Source organism: Frankia alni ACN14a (assembly GCF_000058485.1).
Lineage (GTDB): Bacteria > Actinomycetota > Actinomycetes > Frankiales > Frankiaceae > Frankia > Frankia alni.
The window spans coordinates 418,434-439,988 of the sequence record NC_008278.1 but is presented as its reverse complement, the minus strand read 5'-3'; the positions used below and the strand labels follow the sequence as shown (position 1 = coordinate 439,988).

At 72.4% G+C, this 21,555-nt stretch carries 19 protein-coding genes; 14 read left to right on the top strand and 5 right to left on the bottom strand.

Features of this window, described 5'->3' with window-relative positions; genetic code table 11:
- The first annotated feature begins 5 nt into the window (after positions 1-5).
- From FRAAL_RS01665 to FRAAL_RS01635, 7 genes are all read left to right on the top strand, one after another.
- Positions 6-734, top strand: coding sequence for an SCO2525 family SAM-dependent methyltransferase (locus FRAAL_RS01665; protein WP_011601629.1), 729 nt, complete (start codon positions 6-8; stop codon positions 732-734).
- A 43-nt stretch (positions 735-777) separates the two neighbouring features.
- On the top strand, positions 778-2,646 hold the full coding sequence (locus FRAAL_RS01660; protein WP_011601628.1) for an SCO2524 family protein: 1,869 nt from the start codon (positions 778-780) through the stop codon (positions 2,644-2,646).
- On the top strand, positions 2,643-3,560 hold the full coding sequence (locus FRAAL_RS01655) for an SCO2523 family variant P-loop protein (protein WP_011601627.1): 918 nt from the start codon (positions 2,643-2,645) through the stop codon (positions 3,558-3,560). The genes FRAAL_RS01660 and FRAAL_RS01655 overlap by 4 nt, the downstream gene beginning before the upstream one ends.
- An 80-nt stretch (positions 3,561-3,640) precedes the next feature.
- A complete protein-coding gene (locus FRAAL_RS01650; protein ID WP_162137448.1) occupies positions 3,641-4,585 on the top strand; it encodes a DUF6879 family protein in 945 nt (314 codons plus the stop codon).
- Positions 4,585-5,604 carry an SCO2522 family protein gene (locus tag FRAAL_RS01645; RefSeq protein ID WP_011601625.1) on the top strand — a complete coding sequence of 340 codons (1,020 nt, stop codon included), beginning with the start codon at positions 4,585-4,587 and terminating at the stop codon, positions 5,602-5,604. The genes FRAAL_RS01650 and FRAAL_RS01645 overlap by 1 nt, the downstream gene beginning before the upstream one ends.
- A gap of 52 nt (positions 5,605-5,656) precedes the next feature.
- The gene (locus FRAAL_RS01640; protein ID WP_011601624.1) at positions 5,657-6,664 is read left to right on the top strand and encodes an SCO2521 family protein; all 1,008 of its coding nucleotides are present in this window, start codon (positions 5,657-5,659) and stop codon (positions 6,662-6,664) included.
- A gap of 98 nt (positions 6,665-6,762) precedes the next feature.
- On the top strand, positions 6,763-8,346 hold the full coding sequence (locus FRAAL_RS01635; RefSeq protein ID WP_011601623.1) for a mechanosensitive ion channel family protein: 1,584 nt from the start codon (positions 6,763-6,765) through the stop codon (positions 8,344-8,346).
- A 694-nt stretch (positions 8,347-9,040) separates the two neighbouring features.
- On the opposite strand, the gene FRAAL_RS01630 is transcribed toward FRAAL_RS01635, so the two are convergent.
- Both FRAAL_RS01630 and FRAAL_RS01625 read right to left on the bottom strand, forming a co-directional pair.
- Positions 9,041-9,349 carry a GlsB/YeaQ/YmgE family stress response membrane protein gene (locus FRAAL_RS01630; RefSeq protein WP_011601622.1) on the bottom strand — a complete coding sequence of 103 codons (309 nt, stop codon included), beginning with the start codon at positions 9,347-9,349 and terminating at the stop codon, positions 9,041-9,043.
- Between the two features lie 149 nt (positions 9,350-9,498).
- Entirely contained in the window at positions 9,499-10,161 is a 663-nt protein-coding gene (locus tag FRAAL_RS01625) for a hypothetical protein (RefSeq protein ID WP_011601621.1), read from the bottom strand.
- A 457-nt stretch (positions 10,162-10,618) separates the two neighbouring features.
- Between FRAAL_RS01625 and FRAAL_RS01620 the strand changes: the two genes are divergently transcribed.
- Together FRAAL_RS01620 and FRAAL_RS01615 are read left to right on the top strand one after the other, a co-directional pair.
- Positions 10,619-12,103 carry an amidase gene (locus FRAAL_RS01620; protein ID WP_041938671.1) on the top strand — a complete coding sequence of 495 codons (1,485 nt, stop codon included), beginning with the start codon at positions 10,619-10,621 and terminating at the stop codon, positions 12,101-12,103.
- An 83-nt stretch (positions 12,104-12,186) separates the two neighbouring features.
- The gene (locus FRAAL_RS01615; RefSeq protein WP_011601619.1) at positions 12,187-13,308 is read left to right on the top strand and encodes a PP2C family protein-serine/threonine phosphatase; all 1,122 of its coding nucleotides are present in this window, start codon (positions 12,187-12,189) and stop codon (positions 13,306-13,308) included.
- Positions 13,309-13,389: 81 nt separating this feature from the next.
- Here the strand turns inward: FRAAL_RS01615 and FRAAL_RS01610 are convergent, their stop codons facing one another.
- Entirely contained in the window at positions 13,390-13,599 is a 210-nt protein-coding gene (locus FRAAL_RS01610; protein ID WP_011601618.1) for a DUF4236 domain-containing protein, read from the bottom strand.
- A 293-nt stretch (positions 13,600-13,892) separates the two neighbouring features.
- Here FRAAL_RS01610 and FRAAL_RS01605 point away from each other — a divergent pair, with 293 nt between their 5' ends.
- Positions 13,893-14,327, top strand: coding sequence for a hypothetical protein (locus tag FRAAL_RS01605; RefSeq protein WP_011601617.1), 435 nt, complete (start codon positions 13,893-13,895; stop codon positions 14,325-14,327).
- A 150-nt stretch (positions 14,328-14,477) separates the two neighbouring features.
- Here FRAAL_RS01605 and FRAAL_RS01600 read toward each other — a convergent pair whose 3' ends face one another.
- Positions 14,478-15,215, bottom strand: a complete 738-nt coding sequence (locus FRAAL_RS01600) for a TIGR03086 family metal-binding protein (RefSeq protein ID WP_041938670.1) — start codon at positions 15,213-15,215, stop codon at positions 14,478-14,480.
- A gap of 364 nt (positions 15,216-15,579) precedes the next feature.
- Here FRAAL_RS01600 and FRAAL_RS01595 point away from each other — a divergent pair, with 364 nt between their 5' ends.
- Entirely contained in the window at positions 15,580-16,890 is a 1,311-nt protein-coding gene (locus FRAAL_RS01595) for an NtaA/DmoA family FMN-dependent monooxygenase (protein WP_011601615.1), read from the top strand.
- Between the two features lie 55 nt (positions 16,891-16,945).
- Here FRAAL_RS01595 and FRAAL_RS01590 read toward each other — a convergent pair whose 3' ends face one another.
- Positions 16,946-17,581 (bottom strand): TetR/AcrR family transcriptional regulator, encoded by a 636-nt coding sequence (locus tag FRAAL_RS01590; RefSeq protein WP_041938669.1) that lies wholly within the window; start codon positions 17,579-17,581, stop codon positions 16,946-16,948.
- 199 nt (positions 17,582-17,780) lie between these two features.
- Between FRAAL_RS01590 and FRAAL_RS01585 the strand changes: the two genes are divergently transcribed.
- The 3 genes from FRAAL_RS01585 to FRAAL_RS01575 all read left to right on the top strand — a co-directional run bounded on the left by FRAAL_RS01585 (position 17,781) and on the right by FRAAL_RS01575 (position 21,500).
- Positions 17,781-18,596 (top strand): mycofactocin-coupled SDR family oxidoreductase, encoded by an 816-nt coding sequence (locus tag FRAAL_RS01585; protein ID WP_041938668.1) that lies wholly within the window; start codon positions 17,781-17,783, stop codon positions 18,594-18,596.
- A 268-nt stretch (positions 18,597-18,864) separates the two neighbouring features.
- Positions 18,865-20,343, top strand: a complete 1,479-nt coding sequence (locus tag FRAAL_RS01580; RefSeq protein WP_231861456.1) for a glycosyltransferase family 4 protein — start codon at positions 18,865-18,867, stop codon at positions 20,341-20,343.
- The gene (locus tag FRAAL_RS01575) at positions 20,343-21,500 is read left to right on the top strand and encodes a lysylphosphatidylglycerol synthase transmembrane domain-containing protein (protein ID WP_231861455.1); all 1,158 of its coding nucleotides are present in this window, start codon (positions 20,343-20,345) and stop codon (positions 21,498-21,500) included. The genes FRAAL_RS01580 and FRAAL_RS01575 overlap by 1 nt, the downstream gene beginning before the upstream one ends.
- Positions 21,501-21,555 lie beyond the last annotated feature (55 nt).

The window sequence follows — 21,555 nt, the reverse complement described above, 5'->3', positions numbered from 1 at the left end:
TGAACGTGGCACACAACTCGGATGCTCCGTGGGACGACTTCGATCCGACGGCCTACTTCAGCCACAACTACCACACGCTCCGCGATGACGACCGACTCATTCTCGGGCTGGTCCGGGACTTCTTCGTGAGTGTGGGACCGTCCCGACCGGTGCGCGGGATAGACGTGGGCACGGGCCCCAATCTCTATCCAGCGCTGTCGATGCTGCCGTGGTGCCAGGAGATCACCCTGGTCGAGCACTCCACCCAGAACGTGGCCTGGTTGGAAAAGGAGGTGGCCCATGGATACGCACCGACCTGGGATCCGTTCTGGACGGTGCTGACCTCGCGTGCCCCGTATCGGAGCATCGGCGACCCCCGCGGGCGGTTGGCGTCGGCGGCGCGTGTGCAGAAGGGTAACCTGTTCGGTCTTCCGGCCGGCGAGTGGGAGATGGGCACGATGTTCTTCGTCGCCTGCTCGATCTCGGGTCATCACGGCGAGTTCGAGGAGGCGGTGAATCGCTTTCTGGGCGCGCTGCGACCTGGCGCGCCCTTCGCGATGGCCTACATGGAGAACTCCAAGGGCTACGAGGTCAGCGGCCTGAAGTTCCCGGCCGTGGAGGTTGGGATGCCCGAGGTTCGGCGCTGCCTGGAAACCCGCACGACCGATCTGCAGATCAGCCGGGTCTCCAGCGAGTCGCTACGTCCGGGATACACCGGCATGATGGTCGCCCTCGGCCGGGCGGCAGAACGCTGACCAGGCGCCGGAAACGGCGGACCGGCGGGGGCGGAGGTAACAGGTGAAGATTCAACCGCGACAGTTGCTCCTCGATCTCTGGCAGGCTGCGGCCGCGTACTCGTACGTGAAGGGCGAGTGGGTCTTCGGCGGGCGGGCCGAACCGAACTCGACCGCCGACGCCGAGCAGCTCCTCTGTCTGATGTATCCGGCCACGACGGAGTCACCCTATTTCCGGCTGGAGCAGCCGGACCTGACCGCGCGTGACGTCGCCGAGGCACTGCGCCCCCTGGGTGAGGCCGTCGACGTGCCCCAGGTGCTTCTCGGCGCGGTCAGTGCCTTCCTGCGCCGGTACCGCGACGACGACGGCATCCCGGTCTTCCACGGCGGGTCATACCTACAGGCGATCAATCAGGGCGACGAACTCCCCCCGGACCGCCAGCAGGTCGAAATCGTCGACTCCATGTCGATGTCGATCACGCTGTGCCTGGCGATCCTGGGCTTCTTCAAGGAGTACCGGAACACGGGCATCCGCCGGCCCCAACTGCTGCGGGACATCGAGTGGGTGGAGAAGGCGGCCAGCGAGCGACTGACCGCGGCGATGGTCGGTCTGCTGCGCAGCTTCGCCGTGCACGCCTTCTCCCCGACCTCCGCCGCCGGCGACACGTTGTTGCGCACCACCGACCAGGACCGGCTGCCGCGGGAGCAACTGACTGCCCAGCTCCAGCGCTCGCTGAACGACATCCGCGCCGACCTGCAGCGGGCCACCGCCGGAACCGCCGGCCTGGAGGTCCTGGAGAACGAAAACCACCTGTTCGAGTGCGGCTGGTCCTGGGGGGTCGTCCGTGCTGCACCGACGGTGCGGACCGACGAGTTCCCCGAGGCAGCCCAGAAGCCGGGACGGGCAATATCCCGACCGAACCTCTACTTCACGCTCACCGCCCTCGACGGCATCGCCGACCTCTTTTCGGAACGCACCCGCCGTCTCGGCCTGCTGACCGCGGCACAGCAGGCGCTCTCCGACAATCTCCAGTTCCGCTGGGATCTGGTGCAGCGGTACTGGTCGACGATCGCAGGATTCGGCAGCCAGCGCACCGCGTTGGAGGACATCCCCTGGCGGCCGACCGTCCGGGCCGATGGCGAGATCCCGGTCAACGACCACTACTACTCCCTGCAGGTCGCCGGCATGATGATCGAGGACCTGTACCGCCAGAAGCCGAGCGACAACGAGCTCAGCCGGGTTGCGAAGGTCCTGGACGAGCTGGCGATCCGCAGCCGGGTGACGCGCCGGGCCACCCGCCAGGAGGCGGCGATCGACATGCACGTCCCGGGCCTGCGCGTGCGGCTGGTCGAGACCGACGAGCGCGAGCCGGAGCTGGTCTGGCCGGTGGCCGACTTCGTGACGGCGCTACTCAAACGGACCGTCCGTCTGGCGACGCTCGCGCGCGGTGCCGAGCTGCGTCAGGAGCTCCTCGACCTGGCCGACCGGATCTGGGATCACATCGAACAGAGGATGATCGAGGAAGGTCCCGGCGAGGGACTGTGGGACGACCCCCGCCGCACGTTCCGGGATCTGTCCCCGGTAAGCACCGAGCCGTCGTGGTACTTCACCGAGCGGGTGATGGAGTGCCTCATCGCCGTCGTGGGCGCCATCGAGCGGGAGCCGGTCACCAGTGGCCGCGCCATCACCGAGGCACTCGAACTCCTCGCCGAGGCCGAGCACCTGTTCCACAAGCAGCTCCTGGGCGGCGGGCTGGACGCCGGCCCGGCGATGCGCCGTGAGCTGGACGGCATCGGGGTGCAGATCGAACGGGGTCGCGCGGCGGCGCAGCGCCGGCCCGGCACGGCGAAGGCGATCCTGCAGGAGATCCTCCTGCGGCTCGACCAGCTCGACGCGGCCCGCCCGCAGTTCTACGAGGCCATCCAGCCATGATCGTCCTGGCCACCTCGGACAAGGGCGGAACCGGACGGTCCGTCACGACGACGAACGTCGCCTACCGCCGTGCGCTGCAGGGGGACGATGTCTGCTACCTCGACTTCGATTTCGGATCGCCGACGGCAGGCGCCGTCTTCGACGTCGAAGCGGCGAGCCGGGGGGTCAAGACCGGGACCGGGGCGCACTCGTACTTCCAGGGAGACGCGGCGGAGCCGGTGCGCATCGACGTCTGGAAGCAGGCGAGCTGGTCGCGGCGCCGGCGGCCGACCGGCTCCGGGCGGCTGGTCCTGGTGCCCGGCGACGAAGGCGGCGGCGAATTCCCGATCAGTGTGGAGATGATCGGACGGTGCCGTCGGCTCCTGGTCCGCCTCGCCGAGGAGTTCAGCGTCATCCTCATCGATCTGAGCGCCGGCCGGTCGTATGCGGCGGACCTCGTGCAGGAGGCGACCGCGGCCCCGGACCTCGGCCGCGAGGACGTCCGCTGGCTGGTCTTCCACCGGTGGACCAGGCAGCACATCCTCGCGGCGCACGGCCTCGTCTTCGGGGAACGCGGGATCGTGAGCAACGGGATCAGGCTCGGCCTCTCCCGGGAGGAGATGGAGAGCTGCGTCAGGTTCGTCCGGACCGCCGTCCAGGAACCGAATTCCCCGCTGCTTAGTCCGCTGCGCGCGCAGCAGGCATCCTGGCTGCAACGCTGCCACAACGAGCTGGTCGACCTCGCCGCCCGTCGGCGACTGGGCCGGAGCATGGTCATCGGTGCCATACCACTGGATCCGGTGCTGCAGTGGCGCGAGCAGATTATCCGGGATCTGGACATCAGTAGCACCCAGATCGCCAACCGGGAGACCGGTGAAGCGTTCGAAGATCTTGCTAGAAAGCTCACGGATCCACGTTCCTGGCAAGGCACCTGACGGAAATACGATAGCAACGGAAGCCGAGATCTCTAGTATCTTCGAGGAGGTGCGACCAAAGGGGGATTCCAATGCGGCCCTTGCTACAGCGAATCTCGATAGCCCTGCTGACCGGAGCGGTCAGTTTCGGGCTGACAAAGCTGGCCAGAGGGTCGTTGGTCTCCACGCTCACGCTGGCGGTCTTCGTGGCCGGCTCCGTGCTCGTGGTGGAGTTCCTCCGCGACGTCGAACGCTCCATGACCTCGACCGAGAACATGATCTCGCACGTGAACAATGCCACGCGGCTGCGCGAGGCCATCGAGGGGTCGGCGTTGGACGTGCTGCCGACCGGCAGTCGCCCGGTCCAGGGACTGATCAACAACGTGGTGGGTTTCACGCCGCCCTCGCCTATCCTGGGCCGGTTGGTCGTGTCGGAGATCCGCGACCTCACCGAGCTGGTCCAGGGCCTGACGACGGAGATCGGCCGACGATCGGCCTACGCGGCGAGCTGCGAGGGCGAGGATCGCAACTGGCTGCTCGCTCTCACGGGGGCCGCGACCGGCCGGATCCTGGCGACCAGCACGACCGCCGCCGACGGCGGCCAGGGCAAGTTCGAGGACGGCTTCTGGAAGACCGAGCTCGGGCGGGCCTACCTCAACGCGCAGCGGGCGGCGGTGGACCGCGGCGTCGAGATTCGCCGGGTCTTCATCCTCACCGATCCGGAGATTCTCGCCAGCGATGACTTCATCCGGACCTGCGAAAAGCAGCTCAAAGCCGGCATAGAGGTACGGACCAACGAGGTCCTGAGCAATTCTCCGTCCACCCGGAACGACTGGACGGCGACCTTCAAGGACTTCATCCTCTTCGACGACGAGGTGAGCTACGAGGTCGATCTGGAGGGCATCCCGCCCACCCTGAGCATCGCGAGGACGAACCTTCGCTACCACCCGGTGACGATTCTCGACCGCCGGACGCGGTTCGAGGAGATCTGGGAGGCGAGCACGCCGTTCCGACTGCCTCAGCCCTCCCCGCCGCCGGACGCCTGATGACCATTCCCGTGCACCGCCGCCAGGAAGCGCGGACTGAGCCGATGGACGCCGTGTACCGAGAGTCCACCGCGGTCGCCTGGACCAGCGAGGTGCCGCTGGCGCACGTGTCGGTCGAGCTCGGTCATCTCTATCTGGAGGACCTCCGTTCGACGGACCTGGACCGCTTCTTCGACCGCATCGCCCCGTGGACCGATCGCGCTCGCATGGCCGCGATCGCGGGGAATACCGCGGGGCGGCCGCGGGTGAGTACCTGCCTGCTGCTCGACGACTATTCCGGGACCGCGGATTCGACAGCCGAGTTGCGGCCCGGCGAGGCGATTCCGCGCCTGCTCGACGCCGCCCAGCGCGCCGGGGTGCCGATCGACTACCTCGCCCGGGAGTCGGGCCTCGTCGAGTACCGCGGCGGGTCCCTCGCCGAGCTGGTGGAGGTGGCGCTGGTCGCGGATCCCCCGTTCGGGGCCGACGGCTCCCGACCACCGGTCACCGAGACCGGCTGGCTGACCAACGGCCAGCGATCCCCCGTGGTGGGGGCGCGTCAGGCGATGGGCGGCCGGGCCGGCTGGTCGCCGCCGATCGAGAACGCCCGGCACCTGCACTCGATCTTCCTCGACGTCGAGCTGTGGAGCGGTCCGGACGGCAAGCGGACCTGGTCCTGCGCCTACCTCGCCGCCGTGTGGCAACTGGCCCGGCTCGGCGTGCTGCGCCGGCATGGCCGCGACGTGCTGCGCCCCGAGGTCGCCGAGGTCGCCGACCTCGCCGCTCTGCCCGACGACTGGTCGCAGGTGCCCGCCGTGCTCCAGGCCGGGCTCAACCCGGCGCCCTTCTGCGCCTACCGGACCTTCTCGGTGCTGGCCGGCCGGTTTCTCCCGGTGGAGAACGCGGTCCGCACGATCCTGTCCCAGGTGGCGGTCGACCCGGCGGCGCTGGACCAGACCGTGCGGCGCGCGGCGGCGGAACGGATCACGTTGCCGCTCGAGATCGTCGACCGGATGTCCTACGTCCTGCTTGGCCCGTGACGTATCGGCCATCCGCCACCGGTCCCGGCGGTCGGCAGCCCGCCAGGCCGGCATGAGCGACGCCGGGACCGGGACCGGGGACGGGGAGCTCGCCCTGCTCGTGGGTGAGGTGCGCACCGCGCTCCTGCGGCACTCCGGCGCGGTGAGCGAGCCGGTCGCCCAGGAGATCCTCGACCTGGTGCCGGCCGCCGCGGTCCGCTCGGCGACCAGGCCGTCGGCCCGAGCCGTCTCGCCCGACATCGTCGAAGGAGTCCACTGCCGGTTGCCGTCGGGCACCGGCCGGCGGGTGGAGGGCGTCGGAACGGTCGTCAGCCGCGCCGTCATCGCCGGCGGCCGCATCGCGCAGGCGTCCAGCCGGGCGCTGGTCGTGCCCGCCGCCGGGACGCGCCGGCGCGGCTGGGCCGCCTACCTCGCCCGCCGCGGGGTCATCGAACGGATCGGGCGCGGCTCCGCCGACGATCTCAGCGCCGGCTTTCTCGGCCCGCGACGGCCGGGAACCATCGATCTCGACGCCGTCGCCGGCCGCCTCCTCGACCGGGTGCAGGCGGCCCCCGCCCTCGACGGGGCGGTGCCCCTTCGCGCGGCCCGGACCAGGTTCAGGTTCGTCATCGACCTCGCCGACCGGGCCGAGACGGTTACTCCCGCGCCGCCCCGGTTCAGCCTCGACGACGACAACGTCCGCACCCTGATCCTCGACGCTCCCCGGGGCGGGCCCGAGGCCCTGGTGACACTCTGCGAGGACATCGCCTGCCACGACTGGTTGCTGACGGTCGTACAGGGCCTCGTCGACACGCTCGACGAGGCGCCGGGACGGGTGGACCGGATGGCGCGGATGGCGCGGGTGAGCCCGGCGATCGAGCAGCTCCTGCACCTGTGGATGCCGTGCGCTCACCTGGAGCCGGACCTGCGGTGGGTCTGGTCAGCGCTGGAGGGCCGCCCAGGTTTCTCTCGTCAGTGGGCGAGCATCGTCGATCGCATCCGCAACGAGCAGATGGGATCGATCCTTCGTGCGGTGACCGGCGACGGCTGGCGGAACGGCTCGGGAGCCGCTGCGGATTAACACGCCGACGCCGGTATGGCGCGGATCACCTCATGAGCCGGCGGATCAGGGGCAGAGCACCCGGGGAGCCATGACCCCCAGGGACGAGGAGCCTGCCTGTGCGTGTAAGCGCCGCGCCCGATCTGTCCTACTCCAACATGCAGTCGACGATTGCCGTGCTGACGGTCCTGGTCGGCGCGGTCGTCGTCGCCGTGGCCGCCGCCATACTGCTGCACCGGGTCGCGCTGCGCATCGGCCGGCATTCCCAGATCGTCGCCGACCTCGCGCACCGCGGCCGGCGGCCCGTCCGGCTGACCCTGATCCTCGTGGCGCTGCTCATCGGCCTCAATGCCACCCACGAGCAGGACTGGACGCAGCCGGCGATCCACGTCTGCGACATCCTGCTGATCGCCGGGATCGGCTGGTGCGTCGCCGTCCTGGCGTTCGTCTTCGAGGAGCTCGCGCTCGCGCGCTACCGGGTCGACGTCGTCGACAACCGTCATGCCCGGCGGGTGCGCACCCAGGTCACGCTGATGCGACGGATCACCGTCGCGATCATCTCGATCATCGCCGCCGCGTCGATGCTCATGACGATCCCGAGCGTGCGCGTCGCCGGGGCCAGCATCTTCGCCAGCGCCGGCGTCGTCGGCATCGTCGCGGGCCTGGCCGCCCAGACCTCGCTGGCCAACGTCTTCGCGGGCCTGCAGCTCGCGTTCACCGACGCCATCCGCGTCGACGACGTGGTCGTCGTCGAGGAGGAGTGGGGCCGGATCGAGGAGATCACCCTGACCTACGTCGTCGTCCACATCTGGGACGACCGACGGATGATCCTTCCGTCGACGTACTTCACCACGACACCGTTCCAGAACTGGACCCGCAAGGAGTCCGCGGTGCTCGGCGCGGTCGAGCTTGATCTCGACTGGGAGGTCCCGCTCGAGGAGATGCGTGCCGAGATGCACCGCGTCCTGGCAGCCACCGACCTGTGGGACCAGCGGGTCTGCGTGCTGCAGGTGACCGACGCCGTCGACGACCACATCCGGATCCGGGTGCTGGTCAGCGGCAAGGACGGCCCGACCACCTTCGATCTGCGCTGCCACGTGCGGGAGGCACTCGTGCTGTGGCTACAGCGCAACCACCACCGGGCACTGCCGCGAACCCGCATCGAGTTCGACGCCACCGCCCACCTCACCGGCCCCGCCGACGACCGCCCGCGCGCCACCGACGACCGCCGCAACGAAAGCCGGTACGGCAACGAGCGACACAGTGGTGCCGGCCCTTACGGTGCCAACAGCCACCAGAACGGAGCCGGCGACCGCGACGGGGGTGCCATCGGCACCCTGGTACGCGAGCGGGAAGACCGCGACGGGACGCCCGGCGACCGACTCCGCAAGCGCGACGGCGCTCGCCGCGGCTGGGAGCCGATCACCACGATCACCCTGTCAACCCGGGACGGCGACGGCAGTCATCTCCCCCCGAGGCCCCGCACCCCCGACGGCTCGACCGGCCCGGGTGAGGCCGGCGACGCCCCGGACGGCCCCCAGCCCCCGCACGCCGACGCCGCCGACGACGCGCGGCTGTTCTCCGGCGCAAGCGCGGACTCCGCCCAGCGGGCTCGCGACTTCAGTGAGACCACCGACCACACGAACGACCCGGACCTCCCCGGCGACGACCCCGGCCCCGGCAGGGACGCAGACGATCGGTGATCTGCTCGCGGTAAGCCGCTGCCACCGAACACCACCACCGGCGACCCCGGACCCGGACCCGGGGCCGGGGCCGGGACCGGGGGCCGGGCACGGGCACGGAACCGGTGGCGCGGTTCCGCGGAATCTGCATGACCTGGTCACGTGCCCGGTACTACGCTCGCCACCCACCTGACTACCCGCAGGCTTTCCTGACGGGGGTCGCGCGGCGTTTCTCCCGTTCCGGGACAGGCCGACTCCTCGATCTCGGTTGCGGGCCCGGCACTCTTACCATCGACCTGGCCGGACATCGGCCGGTTTCGCCTCGTGACCATGGGTGGACGATCGAACAGATCGCCGGCTGTCTCTACTCGACGTCCTTCCCCGTCAGGCGACTCCTGGGAGAACGGCGCCCTTCCTTCGAGAAGGAGATCATTGGTGAACATGCCGGCCATACCGTCGGCCGGTCGCCCACGACCCGGAACAGCGAAAAGCCGCCGGGACGGGTGCCGGCGGCGAGATCAGGTGCGGGCTGGTGCAGGGGGCGGGGCGTGGGGAGCAGGGAGCGGGGTGGAGACGGGGAACGTGGGGGGCAGGGCCGGCGGGCGAGGTCGGCGCGGGGCGGGCTGGGCCCGCGCCGGCCGACCTCGCTGCCGTCGGCTTCTCGGCAGTCCCGGAGATCACCGATGGGTGTCGCCGTGACCGACGGTCGGTTCGGTCACCGGCGGGCGTAGCGGCGGCTGCGACCACGCGACCGGCTGTTGCTGTGGCCACCGACGTTGCGCCAGATCAGCAGCACCAGGATGGCACCGATGATGGAGCCGACGATCCCGGACGGCTGGAGCGCGCCCTCACCGAGGTCCTTGTTGAACAGGACGTAGCCCAGGAAACCGCCGACGAAAGAGCCGATGATGCCCACGACAATGGTGCCGACAATGCCGATCGGATCAGGTCCGGGCAGCACCACGCGAGCGACGGCGCCGGCGACCAGACCGAGCAGAATCATGACGACGACGAATGTGACCATTTTATTCTCCCTGCCGAGGTGGTTGAGTCCTGTGTCCCCGCACCCGATCGGCATAAACACCGGTATGAGCCCTCTTTTCCGACCCGGAGGGAACAGGCCGGAGGAAGAGGGCGGGGACGGCAACCCACCCACCCCGGACAGGGCGGTGCTCAGTCGGCGCTGCGGCGGCGGCGCCGGCGGGCTCGGCGGACCAGCAGCACCAGCGCGGTGCCGGCGAGCACGCCACCGGTGGCCCGCGGGTTGTTCCGGGCCCGCTGCCCGGCGGAACGGGCCGCCTTGCCGCTGGTGGCAAGGGTCTTCTCAGCCGTGGCGTTCACCTGCGGGTGCTGGGCGAGCCGCTCCCGCACGGTGCCGACGGCCCGGTCCCGAGCACCGATCGTCCGCTCCGTCGCGGCGGCCAGCCGGGGGTTCTCGGCGACCTTCTCCCGCACGGTCCCGGCGGCCTTCTCCGCCGCGCCGCGGGTCCGCTCGCTCGCCGCGGCGACGTGCGGGGCGAGGGTCGCGGCCGCGCCGCTGACGCGCTCGCGCACCTCGGCCGCGCCCACCGCCACCCGCTCCCGGGCGCTGGGTGCCTCCCCCGGCCCGGAGGGCTCCGGAGCCGAGGTCGGCGAGGTCGGCGAGGTCGCGGCGGACGGCGAGGTGGCGGTGAGCGGCGGGGCGGCGGGGCTGTGACCGTTCAGCGCGGGTGCGCTGGCCGGCCGTTCCGGCTCGGGCGAGGACGGCCGGGGCCCGCCAGAGGCTGACGGCGCCGCGCCGGCCGGCGGCGTGTTCGGCGCGGGGTCCGGCGTCGCCGCGTTCGGGTCCACTGACATCGGGTGGTTCCTCCCTCATCGTCTTGCTCGTCTCGAGGTCTTCCGATCTCGACAACCTGCGGATCCGGGCGGCCCTCGCGGTCTCGGCGCGGCGGGCTGCCGCGTCGACGCACCGACGCCGCCGCGGCGGCGGGAGACGACCCGGTGGTGGGCGCCGGGATACCTCCGTACCACCGCGAGATGTTCACGATCCGTTCTTCCGTCGGCGGTACCCCGTCCCCGATGTTGATAACACGATGTGGCGCGCGTGATACGGCGTCACTCGCATCGCGTGTCCGACGATGCGCGATATGACCCGAATCTCACGTGATGTGCACTAAACCCTTCTCTTCCCCATGCTTCTGCCAAACCGGCAACGACGGCGGACAATGGGAGGTATCGCGCGAGGGGCGAGGCGAACGGTCCGCGGTCGGTTACGGTGCGGGCAGCAAGGCCCGATGCGGCAGGGGGGTGGCTGATGTCGGATGCACCTGGCACGCTCACCGATCCGGAGCGGGACGGCCCGCTGGACGGCGTCGCCGCCCTCGCCGCCCGCCTCGCGCGGGGCGATGTGACCTCCCACGAGCTCGTCGAGGCCGCGCTGGACCGGATCGAGGCGACCCAGTCCACGCTCAACGCCTTCCGCCGGGTCCGGGTGCGCGAGGCGCTCGCGGAGGCGGCGGCGGCCGACGCGGCGCTCGCGGCCGGGTCGGCCCGCGGCCGCGGCGGGCCGGCGGCCGACCGGCACCGCCCCCTGCTCGGCGTGCCGATCGCGATCAAGGATGACACGGACATCGCCGGTCTGCCGACGGCGTTCGGCGCCGTGGGCGAGTTCCCCCCGGCCGCCCGGGACAGCGAGATGGTGCGGCGGTTGAAGGCCGCCGGTGCCGTCATCGTCGGCAAGACGAACACGCCCGAGTTCGGCCAGTGGCCGTTCACCGAGGGCCCGGCGTTCGGGGTGACCCGCAACCCGTGGGATCTGGACCACTCCCCCGGCGGCTCCTCGGGCGGGGCGGCGGCGGCGGTCGCCGCGGGCCTGGTACCCGGCGCGATCGGTTCGGACGGCGCCGGCTCGGTGCGCATCCCCGCCGCCTGGACGCATCTCGTCGGGATCAAGCCGCAGCGCGGCCGCATCTCCAGCGCGCCCGTGCGCGAGCAGTTCAACGGCCTCACCGTCTACGGCCCGCTGACCAGGACCGTCGCCGACGGCGCCCTGCTGCTCGACGTCCTGGCCGGCAGCCTGCCCATCGACCGGGACTCCGCGCCGGCGCCGGCCGAGCCGTTCCTGTCCGCGGCCGGGCATCCCCCGCCCCGGCTGCGGATCGGGCTGTCGCTGCACCGCCCCTACAGCGGGATGCCGGCGAGTCTGGATCCGGCGGTGCGCGCCGCGGTGGAACGGATGGCCGAGGTGCTCGCCCGGCTCGGGCACGACGTCGTGCCGGTGGAGCCGCCCTACGGCCTACTCGGGACGATCTTCCTGCCGCGGTCCATGGACGGCATCCGCGACTGGGCCGGACGGGTTGCGGACCCGTCCCAGCTCGACCCGCGCACGGTCGCCAACGCGCGGACCGGTCGGGCGCTGCGGCCGCTGCTGCCGCTGGCCCGTGCGGCCGAGCCGCTGGCCCGGCTCAACATCGGCCGGATCTTCCGCCGGATCGACGTGGTGCTCGCGCCGACGACGGCGACCCCCCCGCCACGCGTCGGGGAGCTGAACCGCGACACCAACTGGGCCACCGACCAGGCGATCGTGGCGGCCTGCCCGTTCGCCTGGCCGTGGAACGTGCTGGGCTGGCCGGCCATCAACGTGCCCGCCGGCCGGACCGCCGCGGGTCTGCCGGTCGGCGCCCAACTCATGGGGCCCGCGGGCAGCGAGGCCCTGCTGATCTCCCTGGCCGCGCAGGTGGAGGACAGCGAACGCTGGCACCTGCATCACCCGGGCGAACGCGCCGCCCACGCCGCCTGACCTTCCGGGTAGGCTTTCGTCACCTGATGGCCGGGTTGCGAGGGTGCGTGGTCGAACGCCTGGTCTGCTCGGGAGAATGAGCCATGCGAACTGCCCGGACGAACCCTGCCGCGCCCGCAGGAGCCGATGCGGTGGGCGGCCCGGAAAACGTACGCCTGATCGTCGCCGGGGCGGCCGTGCTCACGTTGGCGCTCGTCGTCGATCTGGGACCCGGCGTCGCACTGACCGGATACTTCGGCCTGGGGCCGTTGATCCTCGCCGCCGCCTGCCCGCCACTGATCACCGCCGGCATCGGCGGCCTGACGGTGATCGTGGCGATCCTCTCCGGACTCTGGGACCACCGCTTCGGCACGCAGCCGCACATCGCCGCGATCATCCTGGTCCTGGTCCAGTCCGCGATCGCGGTCTACATCTGCGTGTACCGGGAGCGGCAGCGCTCGAAGCTGCACCGCGTCCAGGCCGTCGCCGAGGTCGCGCAGCGGGCGCTGCTGCCGGCGGTTCCGGGCCAGCTCGACGGGGCCGGCTTCGCCGCCCGCTACCTGTCGGCGGCGCGGGAGGCGTCCGTCGGCGGAGATCTCTACGAGGTCGTGCCGACCGCGAACGGCATCCGGGTGATCATCGGGGATGTCCGGGGCAAGGGGCTGCCGGCGGTCCGGCTGGCCTCGGTGGTGCTCGGTGCCTTCCGCGAGGCCGCGGTGACCTGGCTGGATCCCGAGCAGGTCGCGGCGGCGTGCGCCCGTGCGGTGGGGCGGGAAGCCGGGCCCGAGGACTTCGTCACCGCGCTCGTCCTGGACATCCACCCCGATGGGCGCCTGGGCATGTGCTCGGCGGGCCATCACCCGCCGCGGCTCGTCTCGGCGGACGGGTCGGCGACGCTGGAACTGCGCTCGCCCAGCCCCCCGCTCGGACTCGCCGAGCGGTTCACCGTCACGACGGCGCACTGGGAGGTCGGCGACCGGCTGCTGCTGTTCACCGACGGGCTGATCGAGGCCAGGGACGCCCAGGGACGCTTCTTTCCGCTGGACGATCGCCTGGACCTGCTGCGGGGCGGCGGCCAGCAGGAGGCGCTGGACCGGCTCATCGCCGCCCTCGGGACCCACGCCGGCGGTGCCCTGCACGACGACCTCGCGATCCTGCTGGCCGAACGGCAACCCGTCCCGATCGTGGCCCCGACCACGCCGACCGCGCGCGCCGCCGCCGACTGAGCACACGCCCGCCGGGATCAGCCCTCGACCCGCCGCGAGATCAGCCCTCGACCCGCGGATCAGCCCTCGACCCCCGCGGGATCAGCCCTCGGCTCGCCGGCGGCCGCGGCCCTCCCGCCGGTAGGAGAACGGCCCCGGCAGGTCGACGCTGGACAGGCCGCCGCGGCGGTTGCGCGACCAGACCCGCCAGGAGACGCGCCCGAGCTTCAGCGTGACCGAGGACACCCCCCGCTCGCTGACGTTGAGGTGAAACGGTCCGTACCGCGGTCGGCGGGTGTAACGCAGACCCATCAGATACCTCCGGAAAGGGGCAGTCGCAGGGAACGGACGAGGAACAAGCAGCGCTGATATCGGCTTTGTCTCCCGAAATTCGAGGGACTAACCATCAATCGGCACCCAGCCGACGGATCGCCATTCGGCCGACATCCGCGGCCTGCGTCGCACCGTCCCCCCGGAACCGGCTCGATCCGCTACGGTCGGCGCATGCGCAGGGACGCCGAGATCGCCATCCGCTGCCGGCGCATTCCCGCCGGCGCGGGACCGGCGACGCGGTCCGCCCGCGGGCCGGGTCGCCGGGGGCGCGGATGAGCGCTGCGGCGGGCTCCCCGGACCGCGGCACCGTGCGGCTGCTCGCCGTGCTGGTCGTCGTGATGAGCGCGGTGGCCGCGTTCGCGGTCGGCGGCCTGGTCGCGGTGTCCGGGGTGCAGGTGGGCTGGGGGCGCGACGGCGGCGGCTCGGCCGGGTCGGCGGGGGCGTTGTCCGCGGCCATCGGCCGCCTCGGCGCGGACGACGGCGCCGGCGTGGCGGCGCGGCCGTCCGCGGACCGCGCGGCATCGGACGGCGCAGCATCGCCGGGCTCGGCGCCGACTGCACCGTCCGGGGCCGTCAAACACGCGGCGCCTGACGCCGGCGGCTCCTCCACGCCGACGACCCCGGTCCCGCTGCGGAGCTGTTCGGCTCCGCCCACCGCCGCGGCCGGCGGGGCGGGGGCGCCGATCCTCATCTACCCCTTGTGCTAGATCGTGTCACGCTCGGTCCACGTTCGTAGCTCAGGCGTGCAGGCGGGCGCATGATCGTGGAGGTCGAGGTCGTGCCCGCCGGCAGCGCGGCGCGGTTGCGCGGAACCGCGCCGCGCTGCAGCCACGCGTGATCACGGAACGACACACACCCTAACCACCGTCGGGACGCTGCCCCTCGTCGGGAGGCTGGCCCTCGTCGGAACGCTGGCCCTCATCGGGATGCCGACCCCGGTCGAGGTGCCGGCCCGGGTCGAGGCGGGGACGCCAGTCCGGCGAGCGGCCGGTGAGGGCGATCAGCCGGGTCCACTCGTCGGCGTCGTCCGGCACCGGGACCGGCGTGGCGAAGATGCCGACGACGCGCCAGGCGTCGATCTGGCGGCGCAGACTGTCGTGGACCCAGTGCACGAGCTCCCGGTTGTTGCCGACGGTTCGCGCCGACGTGGTGTCGCCGGGCAGCCGGCCGGAGAGGTCGATCGCCCGGGCCAGGTCCCACCCGTGGAGGAGCAGGTCGGCGGTGAGCTGGAAGGCGTACTCGTCCGCCGGGGTGGGTCCGAACGACAACATCGGGAGCGATGCCCAGGCGTCCGGCCGGTCCCAGGCGTCCCGGCTGCGGCGGGCCGTCACCGTCCAGCGCGCGCCCGGATCGTCCCCGAGCTGGTCCCCGTCGAACCGGGTGCCGATGTCCCCCCGGGTCAGACCGGCCAGCAGCGGCGGAACCCACAGGTGCTCGACGGTGAGATGGTTGACCAGCGCCCGCACGTCCCACTGTCCGCACGGCGTCGGCGCCGCCCAGGACCCGGGTGGCACGGCCCGCACCTGGGTGTCGAAGATGTCCAGCGCCCAGTCGAGCCACTCGCGACGTTCCGTGACGGTCAGCGTGCCCACCATCGTGGTGCTCCTTCCGCGCCGCATGGCCGACAGCCCTCGAACCGGCGTGTCGGGCCGCGGCCTGCCCCGTCCCTGCCCTGTCTCTGGGCCTACCCGGACGGCGCAGCCGCGCAACCGGCGACGCCCGGTCCGGGTCGGGTAGTCCCGCCGGGAAGGAGATCGGGGCGGCGCGGTCGGGGCGGCGCGGTCGGGGCGGCGCGGTCGGGGCGGCGCGGTCGGGGCGGCGCATTCGTTGCTGTGGCCGCGGTATGCGGCACGGAAGCGAGCCAGTCGGCGCGGCGCAATGGCGCGGTAACCGGAGGGATCATTCGACGGAAACGGCGCCCCCGCACACTGCCCCAGCATGCCGACGTAGGGAGGTCACATGTTCCACCTGGGGTGGTTCGTCGGGGGCGGATTCGGCCCACAGGCCTGGAACAGCCAGTGGTCGGGAACGCACGGCGCCGAATGGACGCGGGGCGCCTTCTACGCCGACCTGGCCCGATCCCTCGAACGAGCCTGTTTCGACTATCTCATCCTCGAGGACGGCCTGATGATCACCGACGCGTATCGGGGATCGATGGAGGTCGACCTGAAGTACGCCTGGGAGTCGCCCCGCCTGGACCCGATGGCGGCGGTCGCGGTGATGAGCCAGGCGACCTCGCGGATCGGCCTGGTGGCCACCCTGTCGACGTCGTTCTACCCGCCGTACATGGCGGCCCGCATGCTGGTCTCCCTCGATCACCTTTCCGCCGGCCGGGTCGGCGCGAACCTTGTCACCTCGAGCAGTCACCGCTCGGCCCAGAACTTCGGCCTCGACGAGCACTTCGAGCACGACCTGCGCTACGAGATGGCCGACGAATGGATGGATCTCGTCGACCGGCTGTGCGCGTCGTGGGAACCACAGGCCGTGGTCGCCGACCAGCAGGCCGGCGTCTTCGCCGACTTCCGCAAGGTGCACACGGTGGATTTCGCCGGCCGGTTCCACCGCAGCCGCGGGCCGTTGAACGCCCCCGCCGGCCCGCAGGGCCGCCCGGTCGTCTGCCAGGCCGGTGGTTCCCCGGCCGGCCGGGAGTTCGCCGCGAAGCACTCGGACACGATCATCGCGGTGCCGCACGGCATCGAGGGGATGAAGGCGTACCGGGAGGACATCTCGGCCCGGATGATCCGTCACGGCCGCAAACCGACCGACTGCAAGGTGCTCTTCCTCGTCAACCCGGTCATCGGGGAGACCGACGACCAGGCGCGCGAGCTGCTGGCCCTGCGGCGGGCCCGCCAGCGCAGCCCGGAGGTGATGGAGACGGTCCTCGCCCAGATGTCGTACTTCAGCGGCATCGACTTCGCGCAGTTCGATCTGGACGGCCCCTTTCCCGACCTGACCGGCCGGGTCAACGGGCACCAGAGCTCGATGACCCGGTTCGCGAACGCCGCCGCCGGCCGGACGCTGCGCGAGACGGTGATGGACCACGACACTGTCGAGTCGGTCGAGCTCGTCGGCTCGCCGGACACGGTCGCCGCACAGATGGGCGAGGTCATGGCGGAGGTCGGCGGGGACGGGTTCCTGATCGCCACGCCGGTGCACCGCCGCGTCGTCGCCGAGATCGCCGACGGCCTGGTGCCCGCGTTGCAGCGCCGCGGCCTCGTGCGGACCTCCTACTCGCACGAGCTGTTCCGCGACAACCTGCTCGAGTTCTGAGCCGCGATCGAGGACTGGGCCGCGATCGAGGACTGGGCCGCGATCGAGGACTGGGTCAGCCGACCGCGGGGGTCGCCGCCGGGCCGACTCCGCGCAGCAGCAGGTCGACCAGCGGCGTGACGTGCGCGGCGAGGTCGGTGCGGGCGGCGGCGTGCTCGCTGGGCGGCAGCGCCAGCGTGTGCAGGAGCACTCCGCCGAACAGGCCCTCGAGCAGCGGCCGGCCGTCGACCCCCGCCGGTAGCTCGCCCCGGCCGATCGCCCGGTCGACGATGCGCTGGGCCGCGTCGTTGTGCTTCGTGACGATCCGTTCGTGGAAGCCGCCCAGGTCGACGGACTCGACGGCGGCGTCCACGGCGATGCGCACCGTCACCCAGCCCATCGGGTCGAGGAAGTGGGCCAGCAGGCTCGACGCCAGGGCGAGCACGTCCCCGCGCAGCGAGCCGGTGTCGTGGTCGACGACGAGCGGGCGGGTGTAGGCGTCGATCGCGTCGACCAGGAGCTGTTCCTTGGTCGGCCACCGCAGGTACATCGACGACTTGCCGACCCCGGCGCGCCCGGCGACGGCGTGCATGGTGAAGCCCGCCCAGCCGGATCGGGCATACTCGGCCAGCGCCGCGTCGAGGACCCGCGCCGGCAGGTCCGGGTCACGGGGCCGCCCGCGCACCGCCTGCCCCGTCGTCGTCTGCATCATCGATCTCCTTGTCCCCTTCCGCCTGACTATGCCGACGGCCGCCCACGAGGTCTCCCCCCGCCTGCGGTGTCGCCGCCGCCCGCGGTCCATCTTCGCGCGGCGGCCCGCGAGCACCTTGCGGACGATCGGTGTCCGCAATATCGTTTGTGACCTGAAGCACACCAACGTCAGGACTTCCCGTTTCCGTAAGGAGTGCCGGATGGGCACGCTCGACGGCAGGACCGCCTTCATCACCGGAGTCGCCCGCGGGCAGGGGCGGGCACATGCGGTGCGGTTGGCCCGCGAGGGGGCCGACATCATCGGCGTGGACATCTGCGCCGACATCGCGTCGATGGACTACCCGAACGCCTCGGCGGCCGATCTCGCCGAAACCGTGGAGCTCGTCGAGAAGCTCGGCGGGCGGATCGTCGCCCGGCAGGCGGACGTGCGGGACTTCGCCGGGCTCAGCGCCGCCTTCCAGGAGGGGTTGGCCGCGTTCGGCCGGGTGGACATCGTCATCGCGAACGCCGGCATCATCCGGCTGTCGCCGGAGGCCGACCCGTTCACCGAATGGCAGGACGTCATCGACACGAACCTCACCGGCGTCTTCAAGACGGTGCGGGCCGCCTTACCGGCGCTGATCGAGGGCGGCCGCGGCGGGGCGATCGTCCTGACCAGTTCCAGCGCGGGCCTGAAGGGGACGGGCAGCCCGGACGCGGGCCCGCAGGCATACACGGCGGCCAAGCGCGGTCTGGTCGGGCTCATGCAGGTTCTCGCGAACGACCTGGCCAAGCACTGGATCCGGGTGAACACGATCCACCCGACCGGCGTCGCCACCGGCATGACGATGAACGAGTCGATGGCGAAGCTGCTCGCCGAGTCGGACAACGCCACCGCCGCGATGCAGAACGCGCTGCCCATCGAGATCCTCCAGCCCGAGGACATCTCCGACACGGTGGCCTGGCTGGTCTCGGACGCCGCGAAGTACGTCACCGGTGTCGCGCTGCCGATCGACGCCGGCTTCGCGGTGCGCTGAGCGAGCCCGTCCGCGTCGAGCACGTCCACGCGAGCACGTCCGCGCGAGCACGTCCGCAGGAGCACGTCCGCCGCCGGCCGACCGGCCACGGCCAGCCAGCCCGCCGCCGCGGGGCGCATCCCATTCGCGGCACTCATCCAGCTCACACCGGCCGCCTGCAATCATCTCCCCTCATGGATGGTCGCCGACTGCCGTCGTTGCCCGTCGTACGGGACGACGCCTTCCTCCCACCGCCGCATGCCGCACCCCTGCGCCGGCCGGACGCCGCGTGAGGCCGACTCCCCGCCCGGCGGGGCCGGCCGAGTCCGCGCTGCCGGCGGGCACCGTGCCCGCACCGGCGGCGCCGCCCGACTCCCGACCGGCCGGCCCCGCGGGTGCCGTCGACCTGCCGCGGACACTGGTGGTGGCGGACAAGTTCCCGCCGGTCCTCGGCGGCATCCAGACGTTCGCCTGTCATCTCACCGCCGGCCTGCCCGCCGACCGGGTCGTCGTCGTCGCGCCGGCGGCGCCCGGCGCCGAGGAGTTCGACCGCACGTTGCCCTTCCCGGTGGTCCGGGCCGGGGAGCGGATCCTCACCTCGCCGCGATCCCGGCGCCTGCTGCGCTCGCTGGTGCGCAGCGAGGGCTGCGAAGCCGTCTGGTTTCCCACCGCCGCGCCGTTCGGGGTGCTCGGCCCGACGCTGCGCGAGGCGGGCGTCACCAGGGTGGTGGCGTCCAGCCACGGGCACGAGGTCGCCTGGTCCCGGCTGCCGGTGGGCTGGTCGCTCGTGCGCACCGTCGCCGCCCGCGCCGACGTGTTGACGTACCTCACCGCGTTCACCCGTCGCCGGCTGGTCGCCGTGTCCCCGCGGGGCACCACGCTCGCGCGGCTGACCGGCGGCGTCGACACCCGCCGCTTCCGGCCGGGTGCCGGCGGGGCCGACATCCGCCGGGCTCTCGGCTGGTCGGATCGCCCGGTCGTGATCTGCGTGGCCCGGATGGTGCCGCGCAAGGGGCAGGACACGCTCATCCGTGGCTGGATCACCGTGCGACGCCGCCATCCGGGGGCCCGGCTGCTGCTCGTCGGGCAGGGGCCCGCCGAGGGCCGGCTGCGCCGTCTCGCCGGGCAGGTGGGGGTGGCCGACGACGTGCACTTCGCCGGCGCGGTCGGCGAGGAGGAGCTGCCCGCCTACCTCGACGCCGCCGACGTGTTCGCCATGCCGTCGCGTACCCGCTGGCTCGGCCTGGACCTGGAGGGGCTCGGCCTGTCCTCCCTGGAGGGAGCGGCCAGCGGGCTGCCCGTCATCACCGGCGCCCAGGGCGGCGCCCCCGACGTCGTCCTGCCCGGCCGCACAGGCGAGGTCGTCGACGGCCGGAGCACCGCTGCCGTCGCCCGAGCCGTCGTGGAGCTGCTCGACGACCCCGACCGGGCCGCCCGGATGGGCCTGGCCGGGCGGGAGTGGATGCGCGAGGCATGGAGCTGGGGCGGGCTCGCCGGACGCCTCGCCGGGCTGCTCGCGGGCGGCTCGGGTGCCGATCTCGACGCGGTCACGCGACACTCGGGTGAACCGTCACGGACGCGTCGCGGAATTCTCGACGAGGACATGCCGGGGAGCATCCCCGCGGATGGCATCATCCCGAACGGCATCGGGACCGACCGCGTCAGGACCGACAGCACCACGACGGACGGCATCGGGACGGACGGCATCGCGACGGACCGGGTCGACGTGGCCCAGGGCCACGCGGACGCCAGAACGGGAGGACCGTGATGCGCCAGCTACCGGAGGCGTCGGCGGCGAGCGGCGGGGCGCTGCCCGTGGCGACTCTCGACGTCACCCCGTCGGCTCTCGTCGCCACCCCGACGGCCCTCGCCACCCCGACGGCCCTCGCCACCCCGACGGCCGTCGCCACCCCGACGGCCCTCGACACGCTCGTCCTCGCCGGTCCGAGCGGGGATGTGGCCGAAGCCGTCGCGCCCCGCCGGGGTCGGTTCTGGCTGGTTCGTCCGCTGCTGGCCTGCGCGGCGCCGCTGGTGGCGGTGGTGTGGCTGGTGCGGTCGTGGTCGACCGTGCGGACCGGCATCGACGCGCTGGCCAGCGCCCATCCGTTCTGGCTGGTGGGCGCGGTCGCCGTCGCCCAGCTCACCTGGGTCGCCGGGGCGGCCTGCCAGCAGGGGACGGTGCCGCGGGCGCTGCCGGTCCGTCGCCTGCTCGCCGCCCAGGTGGCCGGCAGCGTGGCCAATCACGTGCTGCCCGCCGGGTTCGGCGTCGGCGCGGTGAAGCTGCGTTTCCTGCACCGGCACGGCTTCTCCCTGCGGGAGTCGCTGACGGCGGTCGGCCTCGACGCCACCGCCGGCGTCACCACCCACCTCGCCGTGCTGGCCGTCCTGCTGGCCGGGGGGTTCCTGCCGGTGGACTCCGCCCGGCTGCCCGACAGCGGCCCGGTGGCCCTCGGCGTCGCGGTGGCCGCGGCGGCCGTCGCCCTCGCCGCGCTGCTGGGCTGGCTGGTGCCGGCGATCCGCCGGCTGGCCCACGGGGTGTGGGCACGGGTCGTCGACCATCTGCGGTCGATGCGCTCCACGGTGCGCTCGCCCAGCCGGGCGGCGATGCTGTGGGGCGGCTCGGCGGCCATCCCCCTGCTGCACGCCGCGACCCTGTGGGCGATCATGCGCGCGCTACACCTGCCGCTCGGCGTCGGGGCGGTCTTCGCGCTGTACTTTGCCGCCAGCGCCGCCTCGGCCCTGGTGCCCTCGCCGGGCGGCTTCGGTTCGCTCGACGCGGCCCTGACCGCGGCGATCATCGCCGCCGGGCAGTCCCCCGCCGTCGCGCTCGCGGCGGTCCTGGGCTATCGGCTGGTCACGGTGTGGCTGCCGATGGCGCCCTCGGCCTGCGTGCTCGCCCTGATGGTCCGCCGCGGCCATCTGTAGACGGAACCGCCCCGCGAGAGGTGCCGCGTGGGTCTGCTTCGGATCGTGCCGCCGC

What these genes read in the sequence shown, in the direction of transcription:
- FRAAL_RS01610 (WP_011601618.1), bottom strand. Translation starts at nt 13,599, where the DNA reads ATGGGTCTGCGTTACACCCGCCGACCGCGGTACGGACCGTTTCACCTC.
- FRAAL_RS01600 (WP_041938670.1), bottom strand. Translation starts at nt 15,215, where the DNA reads ATGGTGGGCACGCTGACCGTCACGGAACGTCGCGAGTGGCTCGACTGG.
- FRAAL_RS01655 (WP_011601627.1), top strand. Translation starts at nt 2,643, where the DNA reads ATGATCGTCCTGGCCACCTCGGACAAGGGCGGAACCGGACGGTCCGTC.
- FRAAL_RS01590 (WP_041938669.1), bottom strand. Translation starts at nt 17,581, where the DNA reads ATGATGCAGACGACGACGGGGCAGGCGGTGCGCGGGCGGCCCCGTGAC.
- FRAAL_RS01615 (WP_011601619.1), top strand. Translation starts at nt 12,187, where the DNA reads ATGCGAACTGCCCGGACGAACCCTGCCGCGCCCGCAGGAGCCGATGCG.
- FRAAL_RS01630 (WP_011601622.1), bottom strand. Translation starts at nt 9,349, where the DNA reads ATGGTCACATTCGTCGTCGTCATGATTCTGCTCGGTCTGGTCGCCGGC.
- FRAAL_RS01575 (WP_231861455.1), top strand. Translation starts at nt 20,343, where the DNA reads ATGCGCCAGCTACCGGAGGCGTCGGCGGCGAGCGGCGGGGCGCTGCCC.
- FRAAL_RS01595 (WP_011601615.1), top strand. Translation starts at nt 15,580, where the DNA reads ATGTTCCACCTGGGGTGGTTCGTCGGGGGCGGATTCGGCCCACAGGCC.
- FRAAL_RS01625 (WP_011601621.1), bottom strand. Translation starts at nt 10,161, where the DNA reads ATGTCAGTGGACCCGAACGCGGCGACGCCGGACCCCGCGCCGAACACG.
- FRAAL_RS01645 (WP_011601625.1), top strand. Translation starts at nt 4,585, where the DNA reads ATGACCATTCCCGTGCACCGCCGCCAGGAAGCGCGGACTGAGCCGATG.
- FRAAL_RS01605 (WP_011601617.1), top strand. Translation starts at nt 13,893, where the DNA reads ATGAGCGCTGCGGCGGGCTCCCCGGACCGCGGCACCGTGCGGCTGCTC.
- FRAAL_RS01640 (WP_011601624.1), top strand. Translation starts at nt 5,657, where the DNA reads ATGAGCGACGCCGGGACCGGGACCGGGGACGGGGAGCTCGCCCTGCTC.
- FRAAL_RS01620 (WP_041938671.1), top strand. Translation starts at nt 10,619, where the DNA reads ATGTCGGATGCACCTGGCACGCTCACCGATCCGGAGCGGGACGGCCCG.
- FRAAL_RS01585 (WP_041938668.1), top strand. Translation starts at nt 17,781, where the DNA reads ATGGGCACGCTCGACGGCAGGACCGCCTTCATCACCGGAGTCGCCCGC.